This is a genomic window from Paenibacillus sp. FSL H7-0350, assembly GCF_038593195.1.
Classification (GTDB): Bacteria; Bacillota; Bacilli; order Paenibacillales; family Paenibacillaceae; genus Paenibacillus_AQ.
In genome coordinates, this window is sequence record NZ_CP151972.1 from 1,332,590 (window position 1) to 1,354,686 (window position 22,097).

General features: G+C 50.5%; 21 protein-coding genes. 2 read left to right on the forward strand and 19 right to left on the reverse strand.

Annotation, left to right across the window (positions count from 1 at the left end):
• Nucleotides 1-22 precede the first annotated feature (22 nt).
• From NYE24_RS06155 to sleB, 16 genes are all read right to left on the reverse strand, one after another.
• The gene (locus tag NYE24_RS06155) at nucleotides 23-283 is read right to left on the reverse strand and encodes a stage V sporulation protein S (protein ID WP_019910496.1); all 261 of its coding nucleotides are present in this window, start codon (nucleotides 281-283) and stop codon (nucleotides 23-25) included.
• A 180-nt stretch (nucleotides 284-463) separates the two neighbouring features.
• Entirely contained in the window at nucleotides 464-1,258 is a 795-nt protein-coding gene (locus NYE24_RS06160; protein WP_036692681.1) for a TIGR00282 family metallophosphoesterase, read from the reverse strand.
• A gap of 223 nt (nucleotides 1,259-1,481) precedes the next feature.
• A complete protein-coding gene (gene rny / locus NYE24_RS06165; RefSeq protein WP_036692679.1) occupies nucleotides 1,482-3,023 on the reverse strand; it encodes a ribonuclease Y in 1,542 nt (513 codons plus the stop codon).
• A gap of 309 nt (nucleotides 3,024-3,332) precedes the next feature.
• Nucleotides 3,333-4,067, reverse strand: coding sequence for a RecX family transcriptional regulator (locus tag NYE24_RS06170; RefSeq protein WP_036692677.1), 735 nt, complete (start codon nucleotides 4,065-4,067; stop codon nucleotides 3,333-3,335).
• 115 nt (nucleotides 4,068-4,182) lie between these two features.
• The gene (gene recA, locus NYE24_RS06175; protein WP_036692675.1) at nucleotides 4,183-5,247 is read right to left on the reverse strand and encodes a recombinase RecA; all 1,065 of its coding nucleotides are present in this window, start codon (nucleotides 5,245-5,247) and stop codon (nucleotides 4,183-4,185) included.
• 298 nt (nucleotides 5,248-5,545) lie between these two features.
• Nucleotides 5,546-6,835, reverse strand: coding sequence for a competence/damage-inducible protein A (locus tag NYE24_RS06180; protein WP_036692673.1), 1,290 nt, complete (start codon nucleotides 6,833-6,835; stop codon nucleotides 5,546-5,548).
• A gap of 58 nt (nucleotides 6,836-6,893) precedes the next feature.
• Complete coding sequence (pgsA, locus tag NYE24_RS06185; protein WP_036692672.1) at nucleotides 6,894-7,481, reverse strand: CDP-diacylglycerol--glycerol-3-phosphate 3-phosphatidyltransferase; 588 nt, start codon at nucleotides 7,479-7,481, stop codon at nucleotides 6,894-6,896.
• A gap of 149 nt (nucleotides 7,482-7,630) precedes the next feature.
• Entirely contained in the window at nucleotides 7,631-8,122 is a 492-nt protein-coding gene (locus NYE24_RS06190; RefSeq protein ID WP_036692670.1) for a YajQ family cyclic di-GMP-binding protein, read from the reverse strand.
• Nucleotides 8,123-8,351: 229 nt separating this feature from the next.
• Nucleotides 8,352-8,513 carry a hypothetical protein gene (locus NYE24_RS06195; RefSeq protein ID WP_179090467.1) on the reverse strand — a complete coding sequence of 54 codons (162 nt, stop codon included), beginning with the start codon at nucleotides 8,511-8,513 and terminating at the stop codon, nucleotides 8,352-8,354.
• Nucleotides 8,514-8,596: 83 nt separating this feature from the next.
• A complete protein-coding gene (locus NYE24_RS06200) occupies nucleotides 8,597-9,544 on the reverse strand; it encodes a RodZ domain-containing protein (protein ID WP_036692669.1) in 948 nt (315 codons plus the stop codon).
• Between the two features lie 48 nt (nucleotides 9,545-9,592).
• A complete protein-coding gene (locus NYE24_RS06205; RefSeq protein WP_036692668.1) occupies nucleotides 9,593-10,360 on the reverse strand; it encodes a DUF3388 domain-containing protein in 768 nt (255 codons plus the stop codon).
• Between the two features lie 147 nt (nucleotides 10,361-10,507).
• Nucleotides 10,508-10,768 (reverse strand): DUF3243 domain-containing protein, encoded by a 261-nt coding sequence (locus NYE24_RS06210; protein WP_036692667.1) that lies wholly within the window; start codon nucleotides 10,766-10,768, stop codon nucleotides 10,508-10,510.
• 132 nt (nucleotides 10,769-10,900) lie between these two features.
• Nucleotides 10,901-11,668: a 3-oxoacyl-ACP reductase FabG gene (gene fabG / locus NYE24_RS06215; protein ID WP_036692664.1), complete on the reverse strand. Its 768-nt coding sequence runs from the start codon at nucleotides 11,666-11,668 to the stop codon at nucleotides 10,901-10,903.
• The gene (locus NYE24_RS06220; protein ID WP_036692663.1) at nucleotides 11,668-12,948 is read right to left on the reverse strand and encodes a pitrilysin family protein; all 1,281 of its coding nucleotides are present in this window, start codon (nucleotides 12,946-12,948) and stop codon (nucleotides 11,668-11,670) included. The genes fabG and NYE24_RS06220 overlap by 1 nt, the downstream gene beginning before the upstream one ends.
• A 2-nt stretch (nucleotides 12,949-12,950) precedes the next feature.
• Nucleotides 12,951-14,192: a pitrilysin family protein gene (locus NYE24_RS06225; RefSeq protein ID WP_342479207.1), complete on the reverse strand. Its 1,242-nt coding sequence runs from the start codon at nucleotides 14,190-14,192 to the stop codon at nucleotides 12,951-12,953.
• Between the two features lie 184 nt (nucleotides 14,193-14,376).
• A complete protein-coding gene (gene sleB / locus NYE24_RS06230) occupies nucleotides 14,377-15,228 on the reverse strand; it encodes a spore cortex-lytic enzyme (protein ID WP_036692692.1) in 852 nt (283 codons plus the stop codon).
• Between the two features lie 172 nt (nucleotides 15,229-15,400).
• Here sleB and NYE24_RS06235 point away from each other — a divergent pair, with 172 nt between their 5' ends.
• Nucleotides 15,401-17,377, forward strand: coding sequence for an AraC family transcriptional regulator (locus tag NYE24_RS06235; protein ID WP_342478305.1), 1,977 nt, complete (start codon nucleotides 15,401-15,403; stop codon nucleotides 17,375-17,377).
• A gap of 196 nt (nucleotides 17,378-17,573) precedes the next feature.
• Nucleotides 17,574-18,119 (forward strand): DUF402 domain-containing protein, encoded by a 546-nt coding sequence (locus NYE24_RS06240; protein WP_342478306.1) that lies wholly within the window; start codon nucleotides 17,574-17,576, stop codon nucleotides 18,117-18,119.
• A 135-nt stretch (nucleotides 18,120-18,254) separates the two neighbouring features.
• Here the strand turns inward: NYE24_RS06240 and NYE24_RS06245 are convergent, their stop codons facing one another.
• The 3 genes from NYE24_RS06245 to NYE24_RS06255 form a co-directional block, all read right to left on the reverse strand.
• Nucleotides 18,255-20,927, reverse strand: coding sequence for a DNA translocase FtsK 4TM domain-containing protein (locus tag NYE24_RS06245; RefSeq protein ID WP_342478307.1), 2,673 nt, complete (start codon nucleotides 20,925-20,927; stop codon nucleotides 18,255-18,257).
• A 97-nt stretch (nucleotides 20,928-21,024) separates the two neighbouring features.
• Entirely contained in the window at nucleotides 21,025-21,240 is a 216-nt protein-coding gene (locus NYE24_RS06250; protein WP_036692657.1) for a YlzJ-like family protein, read from the reverse strand.
• Entirely contained in the window at nucleotides 21,237-22,031 is a 795-nt protein-coding gene (locus tag NYE24_RS06255; RefSeq protein ID WP_342478308.1) for an ATP-dependent Clp protease proteolytic subunit, read from the reverse strand. Before NYE24_RS06255 ends, NYE24_RS06250 begins: the two co-directional genes overlap by 4 nt.
• Nucleotides 22,032-22,097 lie beyond the last annotated feature (66 nt).

Consider the following 22,097-nt stretch of genomic DNA (forward strand, 5'->3'; position numbering starts at 1 on the left):
TAAATGATTCACATTCACTTGATTATCTAGGTTCTACAATAAGTTTGATTGCCGTCCGGTCTTCCCCATCAATCACTATATCCGTAAAAGCCGGAATACAGATCAAGTCCACTCCGCTAGGTGCGACAAATCCCCGGGCGATGGCAACGGCCTTAACGGCCTGGTTCAGTGCTCCTGCTCCAATAGCTTGTAGCTCGGCCGATCCACGTTCGCGAAGAACACCTGCTAATGCGCCAGCAACGGAATTTGGATTGGATTTAGCTGATACTTTTAATACATCCATAGTAAGTACCTCCCCTGGGAAAATGATGGTGTTCTTCTTCCACTACAGTAGATGTTATTCGCTTCAGAAGAATTAATTCCTTCTTTTTGCGGACCTCTCCGGAGAAAATAGTTCAAAAGATACTCTTTTTCGATATAATAAATATCACACTTTACCCAAAACAAAATGAGTTTTACCGAATTAGCTCATCACCCATTCATCCTCACGCAGCCGGATCTTCTCCAGTCGTGTCGCTCTGCCTGTAGCTTCATCAAGTTCTGCGAATAGACCATGCAGCTGCCATTTGCCTTCGTCGACTACAAACCGGGAGGGAAGCTGAGTTGTAAATTTATAGATGATCGCATCCTTTTCCATACCCAGAATCCCTTCTCTTGAACCAACCATACCCGCATCTGTAAGATACGCTGTACCTCCAGGCAGGATCACATCATCGTTGCTCTGCACATGAGTGTGTGTGCCGACTACAATCGAAGCCAGTCCATCCATAAAATAGCCCATCGCTATTTTCTCAGAGGTTGCTTCCGCATGGAAATCCACCAGAATGCACTTATGCTCTCTGCGCAGCTCTTCCACAATCTCCTCGCCTACCCGGAACGGATCATCGATCGCCGGAAGAAAAGTGCGGCCCTGCAGATTCACAATCGCCAGCTGCTTGCCATTTCCCTTAACGACGGTGTACCCCCGACCCGGTGTTCCCGGCGGGAAGTTAGCCGGACGGATAATCCGCGGCTCGTCGTCGATGAACTCAAAGATATCCTTGTTGTCCCAGGTGTGGTTGCCCATCGTAATGCCGTGGACACCCCAGTTGAAAAATTCGTTAGCGATGGCAGCGGTGATTCCTCTTCCGGCAGCGGCATTCTCACCATTGGCAATGATGATATGCGGCTGATATTTACTTTTCAGGGATGGCAGCATTTCACGCAGCGCTTTTCTGCCTGTATTGCCTACAATGTCTCCGATAAATAAAACTTTAATAATCTTCTCCTCCTAAATTTTTGGTTTGTGTATGCTCTGCCAACCATAAATCGCTGCTTAAGTATAATTTCACCTATTCTGCTTCATTCCAAACTCCACGGCGCGAGTGGCGCCTGGTAGAGCCTATTAGATTGTTCAGCAGGCTCCAATGTGAATGGATATACCAGCAACTCACGGCGTGCACGCAAGAAAAAAGGCCCCGCAAGGGGGCCGATTTCCTTATTTATTTCGCATATTCTACAGCGCGTGTCTCGCGGATTACCGTAACCTTGATATGACCCGGATAATCCAGCTCACTCTCAATCATCTTCGTAATATCGCGGGCCAGACGGAAGCTTTCGGCATCATCAATCTTCTCAGGCTGTACCATTACGCGAACCTCGCGGCCCGCCTGAATGGCATAGGATTTCTCGACACCCTCGAAGGATTCCGAGATCTCCTCCAGCTTCTCCAGACGTTTGATGTACGTTTCCAGGGTCTCACGGCGTGCACCTGGACGGGCAGCCGACAAAGCATCAGCAGCTCCAACCAGCATAGCAATAACCGAGGTAGCTTCGCAATCTCCATGATGGGATGCGATACTGTTGATAACCACCGGATGTTCCTTGTACTTCTTCGCCAGTTCGACGCCGATTTCAACATGCGAACCTTCCACTTCATGATCAAGCGCTTTGCCGATATCATGCAGCAGTCCGGCACGTTTTGCAAGCACGATGTCTTCCCCAAGCTCACCGGCCATAAGTCCAGTCAAATAAGCAACCTCCATGGAGTGCTTAAGTACGTTTTGACCGTAGCTCGTGCGGAATTTCAGGCGGCCCAGAATTTTGATCAGATCCGGGTGCAGACCATGAACGCCAACCTCGAAGGTAGCTTGTTCACCGTATTCGCGAATCCGTTCATCTACTTCTTTACGGGATTTCTCCACCATTTCTTCAATACGTGCAGGATGGATACGTCCGTCTGCCACCAGCTTCTCGAGTGCCGTACGGGCCACTTCGCGGCGGATCGGATCAAATCCTGACAGAATAACGGCTTCCGGCGTATCATCAATAATAAGATCAATGCCGGTCAGAGTCTCCAGCGCACGGATGTTACGTCCTTCACGACCGATAATCCGGCCCTTCATCTCTTCATTCGGCAAGGTAACGACAGATACCGTAGTTTCAGCCACATGATCAGCCGCACAGCGTTGAATCGCCAAGGTGATAATCTCGCGGGCTTTCTTGTCCGCTTCTTCCTTGGCCTGCTGTTCAATTTCCTTGATCATCTGAGCAGTTTCATGGCGAACTTCCTGTTCTACATTGCTGAGAATGATACTTCTGGCATCATCGATGCTCAGATTGGAGATACGCTCCAGTTCAGTAACCTGATTCTTGTAAATAACATCAATTTGCTGTTGGGTTTCATCAATTCGTTTCTCTTTGTTAGCTACTTGTTCTTCTTTTCGTTCAAGCGATTCCATTTTTTTATCCAGCGATTCTTCCTTTTGCAGCAAACGTCGCTCTTGCCGTTGAATTTCATTCCGACGTTCACGAGTTTCTTTCTCAGCTTCGGTACGGATTCTATGAACTTCATCCTTAGCTTCGAGTACCGTTTCCTTCTTCAGCGCCTCCGCCTCTTTCTTCGCGTTCTCCACGATGACTACGGCTTCTTTCTCTGCGCTGGAAATCTTAGCTTCTGCAAGGGATTTACGAATAAAATAACCGAATCCAAAGAATGCTGCAGCTACAACGAGAACGATAATGACCCAGATCAATGGTTCCATCTGTTCACCTCCTCGTTGATATCCTCCAAGGTTCTTCCCTTGGGTATTTGTGCAGTTGTTAAACTATCCGTTCATCACCATACAAAAAACCGGTAATACACCGATTGCCATACTGCACATGCTGCACATGCACATTGCCCGCCTTATCCGGCGATTACATTTCATATGAGTTGTACGCGAACCGGAACATAAGAGTCTGCTTTTTGGGAAGGAAAAAGGATTCTTAGTTTATGCCGATTCATGTTATATTTTATTATTTATAAAAAGACCTTGTCAAGAGAGTCGATAACCGCATTAAAGTCAAGAGAATCAATCCGGGAAGTAAAACTCCTCTTCTTCCCCCTCAGAATCCTGCTCATCCCGCAAAATCCCGATCACCTGGCGTACCATTTCACCTGAGAATCCCCGGCGCATCAGGAACGCCCCTGTCTTCCGGCGTTTGTCGTTCACATCTCCCCGGATCATATTCCATTTCTTCCGTCCGGTCTGCAGTGCGCTCTCCAGCTCCTGCTCGGGTGTGATCTCATCCAGCGCTTCCGCAATCAGCGACTTATCGATCCCCTTCTCGCGCAGCTCCTGCCTGATCCACATTTTGCCCTTACGCTGATTCACAATCCGCTGCTCCGCCCACTGCTTAGCGTATAAGGGATCATCAAGCAGACGTTCCTCCTGCAGCCGGAGCAGAACTTCGGCAATAACAGTCTCCCCTATTTCCTTCTCCCTTAAACGGCGGGCCATCTCCTGTCCCGTTCTGGGCTTGCGCTCCAGATACCTAAGCCCCTCCACATACGCCCGCTGGCGCTCGTCTGCGGCAACGATATCCTCCAGATCCGCTTTTACAAAAGTACTCCCGGTAATCATCCGGTATTTAATCATGACATCTTCATGAACAGTCATGTTGTAGTCTCCGAAATGGATCAGATAACGATAGTTAGACTTCTTGAGCCGCTCTACCCGTGTAATTACCAGCTCTTGATCTCCCGGGAAATCCGCCAGCACCTGCTCATCCTGTTCTTCGAATTCCTCATCCAATTGTATAACCATCCTGCCAATCACCTACTTAAGCTGAAATATTTGCGAAAAGGCACCCTGTTACATCTTCACAGGGCGCCTATCCATCTTGACTTCATTATTCAATTAGAAGTAGAGGGGGATTTAATTACTCAATCTCAAGCAACAGCTTCTCTTCTTCCTCTTGCTCCGCAGCCACAGCCGCTTCGGATGGTGCCTCTACCAGAGTCGTGAGATTACTTGCCTCACGGATCTTGTTCTCGATCAGCAGGGCAATATCCTGATGTTCCTTCAGGAACTGCTTGGAATTCTCACGTCCTTGACCCAGACGTTCGCCTTCATAGGAATACCAGGCACCACTCTTGTTAACGATATCCATCTCTGTACCGATATCCACAAGGCTTCCCTCTCTGGAAATCCCTTCGCCGTACATGATATCTACATCTGCTTGCTTGAACGGAGGCGCTACCTTGTTCTTCACAACCTTGATCTTCGTACGGTTACCCACGACATCATTACCCATCTTGATACCCTCTACCCGGCGCACATCCAGACGGACGGAGGAGTAGAATTTCAGAGCGCGTCCACCCGGAGTGGTCTCAGGGTTACCGAACATTACCCCGATCTTCTCGCGAAGCTGGTTAATGAAGATCGCAATGGTGTTGGATTTGTTGATGGCACCTGACAGCTTCCGCAATGCCTGAGACATCAGACGGGCCTGCAAGCCTACGTGAGAATCACCCATGTCGCCTTCAATTTCTGCCTTCGGTACCAATGCTGCTACAGAGTCAACTACAATGATGTCTACTGCTCCGCTGCGTACAAGCGCTTCAGCGATTTCGAGGGCCTGTTCACCTGTATCAGGCTGGGACAGCAGCAGTTCATCAATGTTAACGCCAAGCGCCTTAGCATACTTAGGATCAAGCGCATGCTCAGCATCGATGAAGGCAGCTTGTCCGCCCTGCTTTTGTACTTCAGCGATCGCATGAAGTGCAACCGTCGTCTTACCGGAAGATTCCGGTCCATATACTTCAATAATACGTCCCTTGGGAAGTCCGCCAATACCTAGTGCAATATCAAGTGCCAAAGATCCGCTAGGTACAACTTCCACTTTCATGTGAGTGGATTCTCCCAGTTTCATTACCGAACCTTTACCGAATTGTTTTTCTATTTGACGAAGCGCCATATCAAGCGCTGCACGACGATCTGACAATCAGACCACTTCCTTCACTGTTTATAGTATTATAATAACGTGTATTGAAGGTCTTGCCAAGTCTTTTTTCGAACATACATTCGTTTTTTTTACTCACAGGGATAATACTCCCTTTTATTGTAAGACATAGGCCTCCTTCCGGATGCAAGACTTTTGCAGGTACCTCTCTTCTGCTCATCACGTGAATAGGAACAACCTTAGGATAATTTGTTATATATAATATAAAACAAAAAACCGCAGCATGATTGCTCAAGCCACGGTTCTTCCGCATACATAAATTATATACCGCCTTGAACCGTTATTGCAAGGCCGAGCCTTCCAGCGGAGTGGCAACCTTGCGTTCTTCCAGCCGGCGCCACAGGCGGTACAGCAGCGCCTTAACGGTGCGCAGGCGGATGTTATCACGGGTGCCCTTCAGATTCAGCTCGTATACCTCTGTCTTGCAGCCCCTCTCAGCCAGTCCTACGAACACAAGCCCCACCGGCTTGCGCTCGGAATATCCCGGTCCGGCTACACCGGTAACCGATAAGCCGAAGTCCGTGTCACCGATCATTCGCACCTGCTCAGCCAGCACCTCCGCAACCTCGCGGCTCACGGCTCCCGGGGCATCCGGGCCTTCAAGCATAGCGGAGGGCACATTCAGCAGTTTTTTCTTAATATCATTGGAATAACACACGATCCCCCCGGCAAACATGGAGGCGCTGCCCGGGATATTCGTAATACTCTCCATCAGCAGCCCGCCCGTACAGCTCTCGGCAGCACTCAGAGTGAGCCCCGCATCCGCCATCCAGTCCACAATCAGCTGCTCCAGCGGCACATCGATGTTGGCATACAGATTCTCCGGCAGAATATCCGCAATCGTCTTCTCCAGAGCATCGAGCTTGACCATAGCCTCCCGTTCGGACGGCGCCTTGGTAGAGATGCGCACGGTCACTTCGCCTTCCTTGGCATACGGGGCAATCGTAGGATCACTCTGGCTGCGGATCAGATCAATCAGCTTGTCCTCCAGCAGCGACTCGCCAATCCCGGCGAACTTCAGCATCTTCGAGTAGAGCGGCATTTCACTAGTAAGTGCATGCTGCTGAAGCCATGGCTTGGCCTTATCCGTGAACATCGGCTTCATCTCCCGGGGCGGACCCGGCAGCACGATATAATATTTGTCCTCTTCTGCAAAAGCAATCCCTACCGCAAGGCCTGTATCATTGGACAGAGGAGTCGTCCCTTCAATGACAAGCGCCTGCTTGCGGTTATTCTCAGTCATTACAATCTTGCGGTCATCAAAGAAGCGCTGCACATGATCCATGGCCAGCTGGTCAATGTGCAGGGTCCGGCCAAGCGCCGCAGCCAGCGCATCCTTGGTCAGATCATCCTCGGTCGGACCGATGCCACCGGTGAACAATATAACATCCGCCCGGCTCTGAGCAATCCGGATCGCTTCCAGCAGGCGGCTTTTGTTATCTCCCACAACGGTCTGAAAATAAACGTCAATGCCTAATGCAGCCAGCTCTACTGAAAGAAACTGGGCATTGCTGTTCACGATTTGTCCAAGTAATAGTTCTGTTCCAACGGCAATAATCTCTGCTTTCATAGCTGACGTTCTCCTCCTGATTGTAGGTATTCTGCAAGGTTCAACCTGTTCCAGCATCTCAGGCTTTGTTCAAATCCAGCAGTTCCTTATTCTTCACGAAATAATCAATGCCAGAGTAAATGGTAATGATGGCTGCCGCCCAGATGGCAATGTCATCCACAGGAATGCTGACGAACTGGAACGGGAAATTGTTAAGCAGCAGCAGTGAAATGGCAACAATCTGAATCACTGTTTTTACCTTTCCCCATTTGCTTGCAGCCACTACCTTCCCTTCCAGCAGTGCCACCTGGCGCAGGCCGGTCACGGCAAACTCACGGCTGATGATAACAATGGCAATCCAGGAATCGCATCTTCCCATCTCGACCAATGAGATCAGCACGGCCGAGACCAGCAGCTTATCCGCTAGGGGATCGAGCAGCTTGCCCAGATTAGTGACCATGTTATATTTTCTGGCTATGTAACCGTCAATTCCATCGGTACTGGCTGCCAGCAGAAAAATAACCGCCGCGACCAAGTGATTAATTGAAAGCTGAAAGGAGCCCCAATGTATCGGTTCCGGATAGAAGCTGAAGTCCACCAGCAGAAAAAACATCATGATTGGGATAAGGCAAATACGCGCTAATGTGATACGGTTGGGTAAATTCACTGAAGGTTCCTCCCCTAGTCCATACGAATCCGGTATTACAGCATGTTCTTCAAAACTGCTTAGCTAGTATATTATAGCCATAAATAAGTGTCAAAAAAACATAAAGCACCCCGCAAGTAAGGTAAGTATACACTGCGGGGCACATGATCTTACTTTAAATTGTTAAACTGTAAGTCAAGCGGCAAATCAGCCTTGCGTAAAAGCTGGATAATCTGCTGGAGATCGTCGCGGCTTTTGCCGGTCACACGGATCTGATCACCCTGAATGGTGCTCTTGACCTTCAGCTTGGAATCGCGGATCAGAATATTGATCTTCTTCGCGTTCTCCTGGTCTATCCCTTGCCGCAGCCCCAGCCGCTGGCGCACCGTGCCGAGCGAAGCCGGCTCCACTTTGCCGAAATCCATATTCTTCAGCGTGATTCCCCGCTTCACCATCTTGGTCTGGAGGATATCAATTACTGCGTTCAGCTTGTATTCATCCTCTGAGGCGACTACAAGCGCATCCTTCTCCAGCTTCAGGCTGCTCTTGCTGTTCTTGAAATCAAACCGGTTCTCAATTTCCTTCTCGGTCTGATGAACCGCATTGGTCAGCTCCTGCATATCCATCTTGGATACGATATCAAATGAACTTTCTGAACTCATGGTTCCACATCCTTTAGTTACAATTAGTCTGTTCCTATTATATGAGATAGGCGCTCCTAAGTCTAATATTGGAAAAGAGTCAAGTGGAAACGGCATTCCGTCCTTTGTAAGGACGGTACCGTTTCAGCGAGAAATAGAAGGAAAATTTATAGTGTGAACATATAAATTCTTAAATTTGCACCTAAAAACACGCCTCCCGGAACCCGCCCGGGAGACGCTCACCTAAATATTATCTGCTGCGTGCAGGAGCCCGGAACATATCCAGAATCCCCAGCAGAACATGTGCCAGTCCAAAGCCCAGAATACCATATCCCCAGGCGCCCGGTGTCAAATAATACCCCAGGAGACTGACAATAATACCAAGCCCTGTTACAATCCAGCTGACGGTCATGAGAGAATACACCTCACTTTGGCGAGAAAACTGTTAAACACTTCTAGGTTCTCCAATCTGCCAAAGACTATACATTGGATCTACTATTCTCCGGTAGTACTCCCGCCAGTAGCGCCATCCGTCCCGCTATCCAGTTCAAGCAGCAGACGCGAGGAGGTTTTGCCGTCGGTGATTGCCTGTCCGTTGACCGAAATGGCCGTAGCCGGTGAATATCCCGACTTGATATACATGCCTTCGCTGTCCAGCGTGAAGCTGAGATTATCGCCGGCCTTGGTGTTCCCGAAGCTGAGCTTTTCCCCCTTGGAGTTCTCGCCCTTGTACACTTCAAGCCAGCTGACTCCGGTTGAGGCAATCACTACTTGAACCTGGCTTCCGGCAGGCGCAGAGACCTTATAGATCGTCGTCTTGCCCGATTTACGGTCTTGAGTAACGGTAACAGCCCCCGGAGCAGCCGATGGAGACGGCTCTGGAGTTGCAGCAGGCGCAGTGGTTGCCGCCGCTCCTGCATCAGGTGTAGCTGCCGCATCTGCTGTCGCTGAAGGCACTGCACCTCCGCCAGCGGCAGTAGGTGAAGGCTTCACCTTGGCCGGATCTTGCGTTGCCGAAGTCATGTCTGCGGTATCCGCCTGCTTCGGGTCCTGTTGATTACTCGATGAAGTAGCATATAAATAGATGACCACCAGAATTAAAATCGGAAAGGTCCACATAAGCAAGGTCGGCAGCCACTTGGCGTTACGCTCCGTTTCAGGCTTGCGGCTCCGCTTCTGGATCACGGTCTCCATAGTAGTATCGACGGGGGCGGCAGGCATATTGCCGTGCTCCTCCATCAGTTCATCCGGGTTAACCCCGACCGCCTCGGCATAGGTTTTAATAAAGGCCCGGACATAAAAACTGCCCGGAAGCACTTTATAATCCCCTGCTTCGATGGCTTCCAAATATTTTTTCCGGATCTTTGTTACTTCCTGGACATCATCAAGACTCATCCCCTTTTGCAGACGAGCCTCCTTCAAATGCCGGCCCAGTTCCGACATACCATCACCTCCTGAATGTTGTGTGAGCAATGCTCCTGATTAAATATATTAAAGATCTTCACTGTAGCTTGTCGTAAACGACTCGTACAATATCTCTTCGTTCGGTGCGTTGCGCAGCTCAATAATGATATCGAAGTCATCGAAGGTGAATTCGGACTCCCGCACAAAAATATCAGGATGCTCAATCACCTTGGTGCTTGCCATACTCATGACATTCTGCAGCAGGTTATAATGCTTCTCGTTCGAGCGGATAGTGCTGACGATCCCGTCAATGATAAATACATTATGCGGATTCATTTCGTCTTCGGCGAGCTGGCTGCGGACCGTCTGGCGCAGAAGTGTTGAGGAGACAAACGTCCAGCGCTTCATCGCACAGACGCTGCCGGCAATGATTGATTCCGTCTTGCCTACCCGCGGCATGCCACGTAGTCCTATAACCTGATTACCTTCTTTTTTAAACACCTCACCGAGGAAATCCACCAGCAGCCCGAGCTCATCGCGGGTGAAGCGGAAGGTCTTACGGTCATCTGAATCACGGTCGATATACCGCCCATGCCGGACGGCCAACCGGTCTACAAGCCGCGGTGTACGGAGTGCCGTAACCGTTATATTATCAACTTTCTTGAGCATCTCGCCCATCAGCATGATCTTCTCATCGTCGCTTGTTTCCAGCAGCATTCCGCGCGTCTTGCCTTCTACGCCGTTAATCGTCAGAATATTGACTTCCAGCATACCCAGCATAGAAGCGATGTCGCCTAACAGACCGGGTCTGTTCTTATGTATCTTATACTCCATATACCATTGTTTATATTCCACTTGTGCGCACCTCATAGATTCCTTTTCCCTGCATGTTGTTTCAGATACACGGGTCATGTTAATGATATAGAAAAAAAAATTGAAAGGCAAGGACACGATTGTAATAATTGCAGAAAAGCTCCCGCAAGGGGAGCTTCTTCCGCGTAACTATGCGTTTTTCTTCGCCAGTTTGACCATGAGTCCGGCAATGGTATGCTTCTCATCATCCGTTCCGACATCCCACAGCTCTTTAATGGCCCGGTTGGAATAGTTGCCCGGATCGACCTTCTTGTCGAGGAATTCCCCGATTTCGAACGCCAGCTTGGTGATGGTCTCGTCGCTCATCCCCATTTTTTCGGCCTGAATGACCCGGTCTCCCAAAAAGCTTTTCCAGGTATCAAAGTTCTTCACTACGGAATCTGTTGACATCTTAAATCCTCCTCAGGTTTGTAATGATATTGAGATTTAGAAGCAACAGTTATAATATGTCTCAAGCCGGAAGTTCTTATGCTGGAGCATTTCTCCAGAGCAGGTTCATGGTTCCTGGCATTATACCGGTAATTAAGTAATCCAGCCGCCGTTCGGACTGATGACCTGCCCCGTAATATAACCCGATTCAGGCAGCGCCAGAAAATAAACAAGCGAGGATATATCCTCAGGGGTAGCCAGTCTCCCCGCAGGGATCTCGTCCTCCAGCATCTTCAGCTCATCCGCTTGCAAATTGGATAGCATGGCCGTGTGGACCGCTCCAGGCGCAACAGCGTTCACAGTGACCTTGGAGGGGGCCAGCTCCTTGGCGAGCGCCTTGGTAAAAGCATTCACTCCGCCCTTGCTTGCTGAATAAGCCACTTCACAGGATGCGCCCGAGATCCCCCATACGGAAGACACATTAATGATCCGGCCGTAACGCTGCGTGACCATATAAGGCATGAAAATCTGGCTGCACATGAAGGTGCCCTTCAGATTCACCGCCATGATATCGTCCCACTCCTCCTCGGTCAGATCGGCTAACATGCCATAATGAGCTTTCCCGGCATTATTGACCAGGATATCCGGCATCATGCCGCTGCTCTCCAGCCTTTCGGCCATGCGTACGAGCTGACTGCGGTCTTTCATGTCCGCCGCTACGGTCATTACCTTTGCCCCCAGCGCCAGACAGCGCCGGGCCACATCATTTGCCGCTTCATGCGAATTCATATAATGTATCACAATGTTCATTCCCACCGAAGCAAAACGCTCAGCGATCGCGCCGCCGATTCCCCCGCTGCCCCCGGTAATGAGCACTGTCATTTCGCCAATCGGTTTGCTGTCCTCTCCCGGTAACATCATTAAGGACTCACCACCAGCGACACGGCCAGCTGCTCCCAGTTCACATGGGCATGAAGCCGGACATTGACTTCATCCAGAGTGATCGATTCATACAGGGGAAGCACTTCAAACAGATCTCCTCCACGGAACTGGTACCGCGTGAACTCATGGGCAATGCTCTCCGGCGAATTCAGCATCCGCAGGAAGCCGCCGATTTTCTTTTTGCGGGCCCGTTCGAAATCCTTCTCCGCGAAGCCCGTCTCCAGAATACGTAGAACCTCTTCCTTAATCCGTTCAAGCAGCAGTCCCGGATCTTTGGTATCGCCGCCGATCGCCGAGAATGCATACTCCGCAGAGCTGTTAAATTCATGGCCGAAGCTGTCCGAGATCAATTCCTCGTCATAGAGCTTCTGATACAATGCCGTACTGCTGCCAAACAGCAGGTCCAGCATCAGCTTCGTGGTCAGATCACGGCGCACCGCTGCTTCACCGCTTAGACCATCCACCTTATCCTTGAATCCGAACATCATTTTGGGAATGGAAACAGCAAGTCTGCTCTCCACATGCTTTGAGGCTACCTGATCAGGCTCCTCCGCGAAGATACGAGTAATTTCACCCTGCTTCTCATAGCTCTTGCCCTGCTGATTGCTGCGGATCAGTTCAAATACCTGCTTGGGGTCCACCCCTCCGACAACGAACAACAGCATGTTGCTGGGATGATAGAAGGAATTGTAGCAGGTGTACAGCGTTTCCTTCGTGATGGTTGAGATGGATTCGATAGTTCCGGCAATATCAATGTGAACCGGGTGGGTAGCATACATCGCTTCAATCAGCCCGAAATAGACGCGCCAGTCTGGATTGTCGGCATACATATTGATTTCCTGCCCAATAATCCCCTTCTCCTTCTCCACGTTCTCATCGGTGAAATAAGGACGCTGCACAAAATCAACCAGGGTGCTGAGATTCTGTTCAATATTCTCTGTGGCCGAGAAAAGATAGACCGTCTGGTCGAAACTTGTGAAGGCGTTCGCCGATGCGCCATTGGACGCAAAGGTAGCAAATATGTCGCCTTCCGGCTCCTCGAACATTTTATGTTCCAGGAAGTGGGCAATTCCGTCCGGCACTGTAGTCTCCTCGCCGCCTGCAACCTTGAAGTGATTGTCTACTGATCCATATTTCGTGGCAAAGGTGGCGTAGGTTTTGAGAAAAGCCGGCTTCGGCAGCACATACACCTGCAGTCCGTTATCCATAACCTCGTGATAAATTGTTTCTTGAAGCCGTTCGTAATGGAGCTTCTCCATTCCTATTCCTCCTTCCCTGTCAGGAAATAAATCGTATCCAGCTCAAAAGTATCCGCAGCCGCCTTAACTTCAGCTGCCCCCATACCGTCAACCTGCTCCATCAGCTCCTGGGCAGAACGGTCTTTGCCGGATAGCTGGCGGTTGAAATCAAAGGAGATCATCTCAAACGCCGAATCCTGAATCTCGGACAACAGGTTGCGGATCATCGCCTTGGTCTGGCTAAGCTCCAGGTCAGTGATATTGCCGGCCTTCAGCTCATCCAGCTGCTTGCGGATAATATCAACGGCTTTGCCGTAGTTCTGGGTCTCAATCCCCGATTGAATCGTCCCGATGCCTTTATGCCCGTCATAACGGGAGGAGGCGTAATACGCCAGACTCTCCTTTTCACGCACGTTGACAAACAGCTTCGAATGCGGGTAACCGCCAAGAATGCCGTTGTACATCAGCGCGGAAGCGTACCGGTCATCTTTGTAGGTAATAGAGGTCCGCAGCCCCATATTCAGCTTGCCTTGATTCACATCCAGCTTCTCCTCCACCGTCCGCACTTCCGTAACCTTTACTGGAGTGAAGTCCGAGGTGTAGCCTCCAGCTTCAGAGTGATGGGCCCGGCCGAAATGAGCTGTCACCAGCTTCTCGACTTCCTCAGGTGTGGTGTCGCCCACTACATACAGATCGAGCGTAGCTCCATTCAGCCAGGAGGTATAGCTCTGGTACAGCGTCTCAGGCGTAATAGCATCCAGATCGGCCCGTTGGCCGAGGGGATGAAGCCGGTAAGGCTCGTTGTGGCACATTTCCTCAATGCAGCGTTCTGCCGCGTAGCGGATTTTATCATTCACAATGGATTCCAGCTTCTTGCGGATCGTCTCGCGTTCTGTAGCTACATAAGAAGCCCGGAAGCTTCCACTCTCAAGCAGGGGACGGGTCAATACTTCTCCCAGAAAGGCAAAGGATTCCCCAAGCAGGCTCTCCTTGCTCTGCACAAAGGAATCATTGATGGTATCCATCCGGAACTGGACAATCTGGTAATCCCCGCGTTTGTAAATATCGAAGCCGAAGCCTGCACCGTACAGCTCCTCCAGACGCTCACGGAATTGGGTAGTCTCCGGGTAGGACGCTGTCCCCCGGCGGAGTACAAACGGAACCAGTGCTGTTGAGGTTACTGTACTTTCTTCAAGCGGAACGCCTGCATACAGTGAGATGGCGAACGTCTTGAACGCCTTGGTCGGCAGAACATGTATACGCATGCCTGCGGCATGGCCATGTTGAAATCCATTATTAGTCAAGTCCAAAACTCCTTTGCAGCGTGGATTGATGCTCTATAACAAGTTTATGAAGTATTATCCATTCTAAACCATTCCAAAGTAAGGAAGCAACCGGAGGACAGCGTACCGGTTGCTCTTACGGAGGGTTGTATACAGACACTTTAAGCTACATGCAGAAGATATGTTGGCCGATTGTCTTCACCTGCGGACGGGACCAAATCCACTTGGAGGTCGCCGTCTTGGGATTGAAGTAATAGATACAGCCGCCCGACGGGTCCCAGCCACTCAGTGCCTGCTGTACTGCTTTGCGTGCCTGTTCATTAGGCTCCAGATAGATCTGGCCGTCAGCTACGGCGGTAAAGGCTCCCGGCTGGAAAATGACGCCCGAAGGCGTGTTCGGGAAGCTTGGGGATTTCACACGGTTGAGAATGACTGCAGCTACGGCCACCTGACCTTCAAAAGGCTCCCCGCGTGACTCACCGTAAACCGCATTAGCCATGATCTTGAGGTCATTTTCGGACAGGCCCATCGTATTGCCGGAGGCCAGCTCAGCCGTATTGGATTTGGCCGCAGCTGCGCCGGAGGGCGCTTTTTTCTGGGCGGTAGTTGCCCCCGGTGCTGTCGGCTTCCAGGCTGTAGTCGCATTGTACAGCTTAAGCTTCGTCTTGGCCCCGACCACCCCGTCAGACTTCAGGCCGAATTTCCACTGGAACCAGGTGACGGCATTTTTGGTTTTGGTCCCGAACTGACTGTCAATCTTCCCGTTAAAATAACCCAGGTGCTTCAATCTTCCCTGAAGCTCATAGACATCCTGCCCCGAGGAGCCTACCATAAGCGGAGTTGTGCCGAACACAGGCATGACTTCCTCCTCTTCATCAGGGATGTCTGCGGCAACCTGTTCTGCTGCATATGGCTTGGCAAAGATCAAATCATGATCTTTGAAGACTGCACCTGCAAACGGTGCAGCTGCAAGGGCAAGGGTAACTGCGGCAATGATCCACTGCTTATGTTTTGTCATGGGATTCGCTCTACCTTTCTCTTGGAAGTTCTGCATGAATGGCTAAAGTTATTATGACGACTGGCAGGACTTCCTATGCATGACCGCAAAGCAGGGAACGGTAAATCCATTGCAACTGAGAACGATTATCAACTATACTTGAGCTAAGAAACAACAGGAGTTGAGAAGAAACATGGATTTTAAGGACCATATTGTACTGTGGAATCATGCTACTGTAGAAGTTATCGATATCCGCAAGGCCTCGTTCACTTCTGGACAACTTCCGCTGAAGTACCGCCTTCCGGCTAGTACATACCTTTATATCGTTCGCGGCAGCGCAAGTGTGCTTATAGATGACAGCCCCTATGAAGTAAGCGGCGCAAATGTATTTCACGGGGGCAAAGGTACCATTATCAAATTGCTGAAAACACAGGAAATAATGGATTATTACCTTATTATGTACCGTTCAACGTTAACCCTGCCCGCCCGGCGCAACCTAACAGCGCTTCTGGAACGCAGCAGACCTTTTACCGGAACCTATCACTTCAGTCCTGTCCATCCCCTTCCGCTGTATGAGATTCTAGACCGGATGTATGGTGATTGGCAGACACGCCGCACCCTGGAACATCTGCATGTCAAAGCCCTGTTCTATCAATGGGTCCATGAGCTGCTTCATCAGATCCAGGGGCAGGAGCTGCACCCGCTTAGAGCAGATGTGTTCGACCAGGCTGTACGCTATATGCACGATTCTTACAACAGGCCGTTCACCCTGGATACATTTGCCGGCACTCTGGGCACCAGCCCGAGGACATTATCAAGGTTATTCCGCAAGCGGCTTCAGACTAGCCCTGCCCAATATCTGGTTCAGATTCGCATGGACAAAGCCCGTGAGCTGTTGCTGGGCACAGAGTCCACACTGCATGATATTGCTGCTGCTGTAGGCTACCCGGATGCATATTCTTTTGGCAAAATGTTCAAGAAGCACTTCGGAAACTCGCCGGTGAGGTACAAAAATTCTATGCAGGCTGCTTTACCTTGGCGGGATATGCCATCTGCGCTGTCTGCATATGACATTGCCCGTGAAGGAACTCTCCGATATATTGATGATGATAATCATTATCAATATGAACTAAAAGGAGCGTCATCCATGTTCAGAACGGCCAAGCCATCTCTAATGTTTACCTTGTTGTTATGCTTCACCATAGTATTAAGTGCCTGTGCCTCAGGGAATACCGGTTCTAACGCAGCAGGCAATGCCAGCCCATCGCCGGCCTCTTCTCCTGCAGCCACATCACTCGCCACAACTTCTCCAGACCACACCGCAGTCGAGGCACAGACCCGGACAATCGCTACGGTAAAAGGAGACATCGAGGTGCCCGCCGATCCTCAGCGTGTCGTTGTGCTGTACTTGCTGGGCGATGTTCTGGCGCTGGGCATTATGCCCGTAGGTGTGTCTAGTGTAAATGAAGGCGCTGCGTTCGAGAACGAATTGAAGGATGTACAGAAGCTGGGAAGTTGGTTCGAGGCCAGCCCGGAAACTGTCTTATCACTTGATCCCGATCTGATTATCGTTCCATCCGAGGAGACCTACAATGCATTGCATGACATTGCACCCACCGTGCTGGTGCCTTATGAGAAAATGACTACCGCTGAGCGGGTCAGCTTCATTGGATACACTCTTAACAAAGAAGATCAGGCCACCAGCCTCTTAAACGACTTCAATGCCAAGGTGGAGAACAGTAAGCAGAAGCTGCAGGAAGCGGGAATTCTGGATTCGACGATCTCCATCATGGAAGGCGGCGAAAACCGCAGTATGTTAGTGATTATGAGCAAACAGTATGGCCGGGGTTCACAGGTCTTATATGAATATCTTGGCATGAAGGCACCGGAGAAAATTCAGCAAAAAATAGATAGCAAGACTGATGTAGGCGGCGAGTCTGTATCCTTTGAAGTCATTTCCGATTACAGCGGAGATTATATCTTCCGTTCATCCTATGACGGGATGACTGATCTGACGGGGGACCCGCTCTGGAACAGCATTCCGGCAGTCAAGGAAGGCCGGCTGATGAATATCGACTTCGGATTATCTTACTATAATGATATCTACTCCCTGAATGCACAGCTGGATTACATGGTTGAGCATTTGCTTGCAGCACCGCGGGTGAAGTAATACCAATGGCATCATTCGCAAAATAAACGTAGGCACAAATCAAACAGAGCAGCGATCCCCTTATATTGGAGAATCGCTGCTCTGTTTTTAGATGTAAAACATCCTATAATAAGGTCTTTTATATAAATATTGTTGCTGATTCTCCGCTTTGATACAATGAGGAAAGAATACTTCTTAGGAGAGGGGAGTTGTACATTTGAAAAGAAAATATGGAGACCGTTCAGATTGGAAACGTGTATTGGAAAGAGAATACGCCCAGTCATATCTTGAAACGGATAATTTTAAAGGCTACTTATCACTTCTGAAGATTGCCAAAGTTAAAGAGCCGTTGTACGTAAAATACTTTGATCAAAAGGTTTGCATTGTAAATGATGGTTATTCGTGGCTTCAACAATTCCCTCTTGATAAGCATCATTCAGTGACTACAATGTTTGACGAGCAAGGGCAAATTGTACAGTGGTATATTGATATATGCTATAGGAATGGTGTAAGTGAGGATAACGTGCCTTGGATGGACGATTTGTTCTTAGATATTGTCGTTTTGCCGTCAGGTGAAGTAATCCAAAAGGATTCGGATGAACTCGATGAAGCATTGCTTCAGGGCAGAATTGACAGCTCTCTATATAACCTCGCAAGACAAGAGGCAGACTTAATTAATTCCCTTATCAAAGACGGGAAATTCACCTTGTTGCAGCTTTCAGAGCAACATCAAGATATTCTTGTACATATACTCCAAACGTAAGCCTGATAAAAAATGAACAACTCACCAATTTATGCTGGGATTGTTCGGGACACATAACATCAATGTTATCGAAAAGAACCTTAAAATAAAAAGCTGTCCCAAGCAGCAAATGGCTTGCGGGACAGCTTTTTGCATTTATGAACTCAGTCTACCATGCTGATACTGCTCCAGCGACATCAGCACCTCACGCGGCTTGCTGCCCTCGTAAGGGCCGATTACGCCTCTGGCCTCCATTGAGTCGATCAAGCGTGCGGCACGGGTGTAACCGACGCGCATACGCCGCTGAAGCAGCGATACAGAGGCCTGCTTGGCTTCCAGAACAATCTGGACAGCCTGTTCATACAATTCATCCTGCGGCTCCTGATCCTCGCTCAAGGTGTCGTCTACCTCAGGCACAAGCGATTCATCATAATTCGCTTCCCCCTGGCTGCTGACATACTGCACAATCGTCTCCACTTCCTGATCGCTCATGAAAGCACCCTGAACACGGATCGGCTTGGAAGCCCCCATCGGCAGGAACAGCATATCGCCGCGTCCGAGCAGCTTCTCGGCACCCGGCATATCCAGAATGGTCCGGGAGTCCACATTCGAGGAGACTCCGAAGGCAATACGCGAAGGAATATTCGCCTTAATCAGGCCGGTAATAACATCCACCGAAGGACGCTGTGTGGCGATAATCAGATGAATCCCCGCCGCCCGCGCCATCTGGGCAAGCCGGCAGATGGCATCCTCTACATCATTGGCGGCAACCATCATCAGATCGGCAAGCTCGTCCACGATGACAACGATATACGGCAGTACTGCTGCCGGATTATCCTTCATCAAGTTGTTATAGCCTTCCATATTGCGTGTGCCGGATTTGGAGAACAGTTCATACCGCTTCTCCATCTCCACCACAATCTTCTTCAACGCCAGACTGGCACGCTTAGGGTCTGTAACTACAGGGGCGAGCAAATGCGGAATGCCGTTATATACATTCAGCTCAACCATCTTAGGGTCAACCATAAGGAATTTCACTTCATTCGGCTTAGCCTTATATAGAATGCTGGTAATAATACCATTAATGCAGACCGATTTACCGGAGCCGGTTGCTCCTGCTACCAGCAGATGGGGCATCTTGGCGAGATTGCCGATAATCGTCTGGCCTGAGATATCCCGTCCGAAAGCAATGGATAGCCGCGAATCCGCCTCCTGGAAAATCTGTGTCTCCATTACTTCCCGCATGGTGACGACCGAGACTTCTGAATTCGGCACTTCAATGCCGATGGCTGATTTGCCGGGAATCGGCGCTTCCATACGGATATCCTTGGCAGCCAGTGCCAGCGCGATGTCATCGGTGAGATTGACAATCCGGCTGACCTTCACGCCGATATCCGGCTGAATCTCATACCGGGTCACCGCTGGTCCACGAACCACTTCCAGCACCTTCGCCCTTACACCGAAGCTCTCCAGTGTAGCCTCCAGCTTGCGTGCCGTCTGCATATAATCATTCTGATCGCCCGCCTTCGCCCCGTTATTGGGCTTAGCCAGCAAACGGAACGACGGCAGCTTGTACGGCTTGGGCGGAGGTGGAGGCGGTATAACCGGAGCCGATGCCCCCTCCTCTGACGTTCCCAACAGCCCGTCCAGCTCCACAGGCAGGATATCCTCCTCGGATCCCCCTGACGGAGCAGGATCTGCTCCCGCTCTCGTCAGGTTACCAGCGCCTGTACCAGTGGCGGCACCGCCACGCGCCGCTGGTGAGAACTCGCTCCATTCCTCCCGGTCCTCGGCATTCAGCCCTTCAGAGCGGATATGCTCGAAGAAGTCCCGGATGATCGGCGTAACAGGCTCAAGCTCCTCATACGGGAAGTCCTCCTCGCCATACTCCTCCAGAGGAGCACCTCCCGCTGCTGTCATTCCGGAGATGACCGGACCCGTACGCGGATCAGTAATGATAATATCGGGCAGCTCTACCTCCAGATCATCCATGACTTCCGGCTGATTCTGGCGGGCAGACCCGCTGAACCATCCGGTAATTCTACCCAGCAGCTTCGACTGTCCGCGTCTTGGCAGCTGCTGATCCGATCCGTCATCCTCTTCGAAGTAATCGTCATCATCCGCAGGTTCAGGCGTTGTAACTCTGCTGGCTCTAGCCGGTCTGCTGTTCACCACCGGAACAGCAGCAGGGCGGTTAGCCGCCCGGAGCTTAATTCCTTCAATCAGCTTGACGGCCCTTACCCGGAGTAAGGTAAACAGCTCTACATAGGAGAGATTAGTAATCAGCATGAAGCTGATGGCCAGCAATACAATCATCAGCAGCTTAGCGCCCAGATTGCCGAACAGCCATAGGAGCGCAGCGTATTCAAGCGCGCCGATGTACCCCCCGCTGATATCCTTGCCCAGCATGTATACGCTGCTGTCGCCGGCGCCCGGTGAGAGGGCGCCGGATAAATCATTATGTATTTGAGACAGTACATTGCCCGGATGCAGCATCCCAATTGGACCCAGCTTCTGCTGCATAGCCGATATGGTACTCATCAGGCACATGGACAACAGCAGGAGCAGGCCGCCGGTATAGCGGCTGTTCCAGGTGGACGGCCATTTCCTGTGAATCATTACCATCAGGCCGTAGAAAATACCCGCCAGCGGCAGCACAAAATAGAATCTCCCAAGCAAATAGCCCGCCATGCTTGAGAGCGTACGGCCGACAGCCGCTTCCCCTGACAAAGCAATGACGGAAATCGTAATCAGCAGAATTCCGTAGATTTCATATTTTAAAACACTGCCCAGCAGTGCTTTCTTCTTCTTTCTTCTCCGTTTAGCCACGCCAGCCACCCCCGAGTCAACATTATACCATATAATGGCGTGGCGTACCTATGTTCTCTTTTGTCAGAATATGCATCTTTAGGCTGTTTGTTCGCACTTAGCGGTCCAGTTGAACGATAGCACCCGGGGAGAAGGCCGCATCCAGATATTTATCCAGCGGACACTGCAGCAGCCGGACCACCTTCGCCTGGCCTCCATCCAGCAGTTCAACCTGCATCAGCATGCCCTGAATAGTCATCTCCTGCACGGGAGTGGCATAACTGAGCGCCCCCTCGAACACCTGCTCCATTGGCAGAATGGTATAAAAAGTCATTGGGTCAGCCCCCCTTGCGGAAGCGAATCGTTCGTCATAGCTGGCACAGCGGCAATCATCCGGTTCAGGTGGGCCAACGCGGCGCCGATTCCGCCCACTTCATCCATCAAGCCGAATCTGACGGCATCCTGACCACCTACTGCGGTACCGATGTCCCGGTTAAGCTCTCCGGTCTTGAACATCAGATCCTTGAACTGTGATTCCGTGATGCGGGAATGAGAGGTCACGAATTTCACCATCCGCTCCTGCATCCGCTCCATGTACTCGAAGGTCTGCGGCACGCCGATCACCAGGCCGTTCATCCGGATCGGATGGATCGTCATGGTTGCACTTTCAGCAATAATAGAATACGTGGAGGATACCGCTATAGGCACGCCGATGCTGTGACCGCCGCCGATAACAACTGTGACCGTAGGCTTCGACAAGGAAGCGATCATCTCCGCTATAGCCAGCCCAGCCTCTACATCCCCACCAACCGTATTAAGAATAATCAGCAGCCCCTTGATGGTCTTATTCTGCTCGGCGGCAACAAGCTGGGGAATAATATGCTCGTATTTCGTGGTCTTGTTATGCGGCGGCAAGACGAAATGCCCTTCAATCTGTCCAATAATCGTCATACAAAAAATATCCGGCTCTCCTGTCGGAACCGCTGTCTGCCCCAATTCCTTAAGCACCCCCACAGGTCCCGGTATTCCAGGAGGAACCGGCTCATTCACTGCGGGCTTTATCTCCCCTGGCAGGATTTCTTCGTTACGCCCTCCGCCCGCCTTGCTTGCTTCTGTAATTTCCATCGTACACAGCGCTCCCCTTCTGCCTGCAACACCCGTGTGCTTCAGGATTCTGATTTCTGTTAGTAT

Excerpts from the sequence above, each read along its gene's own strand:
- NYE24_RS06155 (WP_019910496.1), bottom strand. The coding sequence starts at position 283 with ATGGATGTATTAAAAGTATCAGCTAAATCCAATCCAAATTCCGTTGCT.
- rny (WP_036692679.1), bottom strand. The coding sequence starts at position 3,023 with ATGGAACCATTGATCTGGGTCATTATCGTTCTCGTTGTAGCTGCAGCA.
- NYE24_RS06170 (WP_036692677.1), bottom strand. The coding sequence starts at position 4,067 with ATGGTTATACAATTGGATGAGGAATTCGAAGAACAGGATGAGCAGGTG.
- NYE24_RS06180 (WP_036692673.1), bottom strand. The coding sequence starts at position 6,835 with ATGAAAGCAGAGATTATTGCCGTTGGAACAGAACTATTACTTGGACAA.
- NYE24_RS06190 (WP_036692670.1), bottom strand. The coding sequence starts at position 8,122 with ATGAGTTCAGAAAGTTCATTTGATATCGTATCCAAGATGGATATGCAG.
- NYE24_RS06195 (WP_179090467.1), bottom strand. The coding sequence starts at position 8,513 with ATGACCGTCAGCTGGATTGTAACAGGGCTTGGTATTATTGTCAGTCTC.
- NYE24_RS06200 (WP_036692669.1), bottom strand. The coding sequence starts at position 9,544 with ATGTCGGAACTGGGCCGGCATTTGAAGGAGGCTCGTCTGCAAAAGGGG.
- NYE24_RS06210 (WP_036692667.1), bottom strand. The coding sequence starts at position 10,768 with ATGTCAACAGATTCCGTAGTGAAGAACTTTGATACCTGGAAAAGCTTT.
- fabG (WP_036692664.1), bottom strand. The coding sequence starts at position 11,668 with ATGATGTTACCGGGAGAGGACAGCAAACCGATTGGCGAAATGACAGTG.
- NYE24_RS06220 (WP_036692663.1), bottom strand. The coding sequence starts at position 12,948 with ATGGAGAAGCTCCATTACGAACGGCTTCAAGAAACAATTTATCACGAG.
- NYE24_RS06225 (WP_342479207.1), bottom strand. The coding sequence starts at position 14,192 with ATGCGTATACATGTTCTGCCGACCAAGGCGTTCAAGACGTTCGCCATC.
- sleB (WP_036692692.1), bottom strand. The coding sequence starts at position 15,228 with ATGACAAAACATAAGCAGTGGATCATTGCCGCAGTTACCCTTGCCCTT.
- NYE24_RS06235 (WP_342478305.1), top strand. The coding sequence starts at position 15,401 with ATGGATTTTAAGGACCATATTGTACTGTGGAATCATGCTACTGTAGAA.
- NYE24_RS06250 (WP_036692657.1), bottom strand. The coding sequence starts at position 21,240 with ATGACTTTTTATACCATTCTGCCAATGGAGCAGGTGTTCGAGGGGGCG.
- NYE24_RS06255 (WP_342478308.1), bottom strand. The coding sequence starts at position 22,031 with ATGGAAATTACAGAAGCAAGCAAGGCGGGCGGAGGGCGTAACGAAGAA.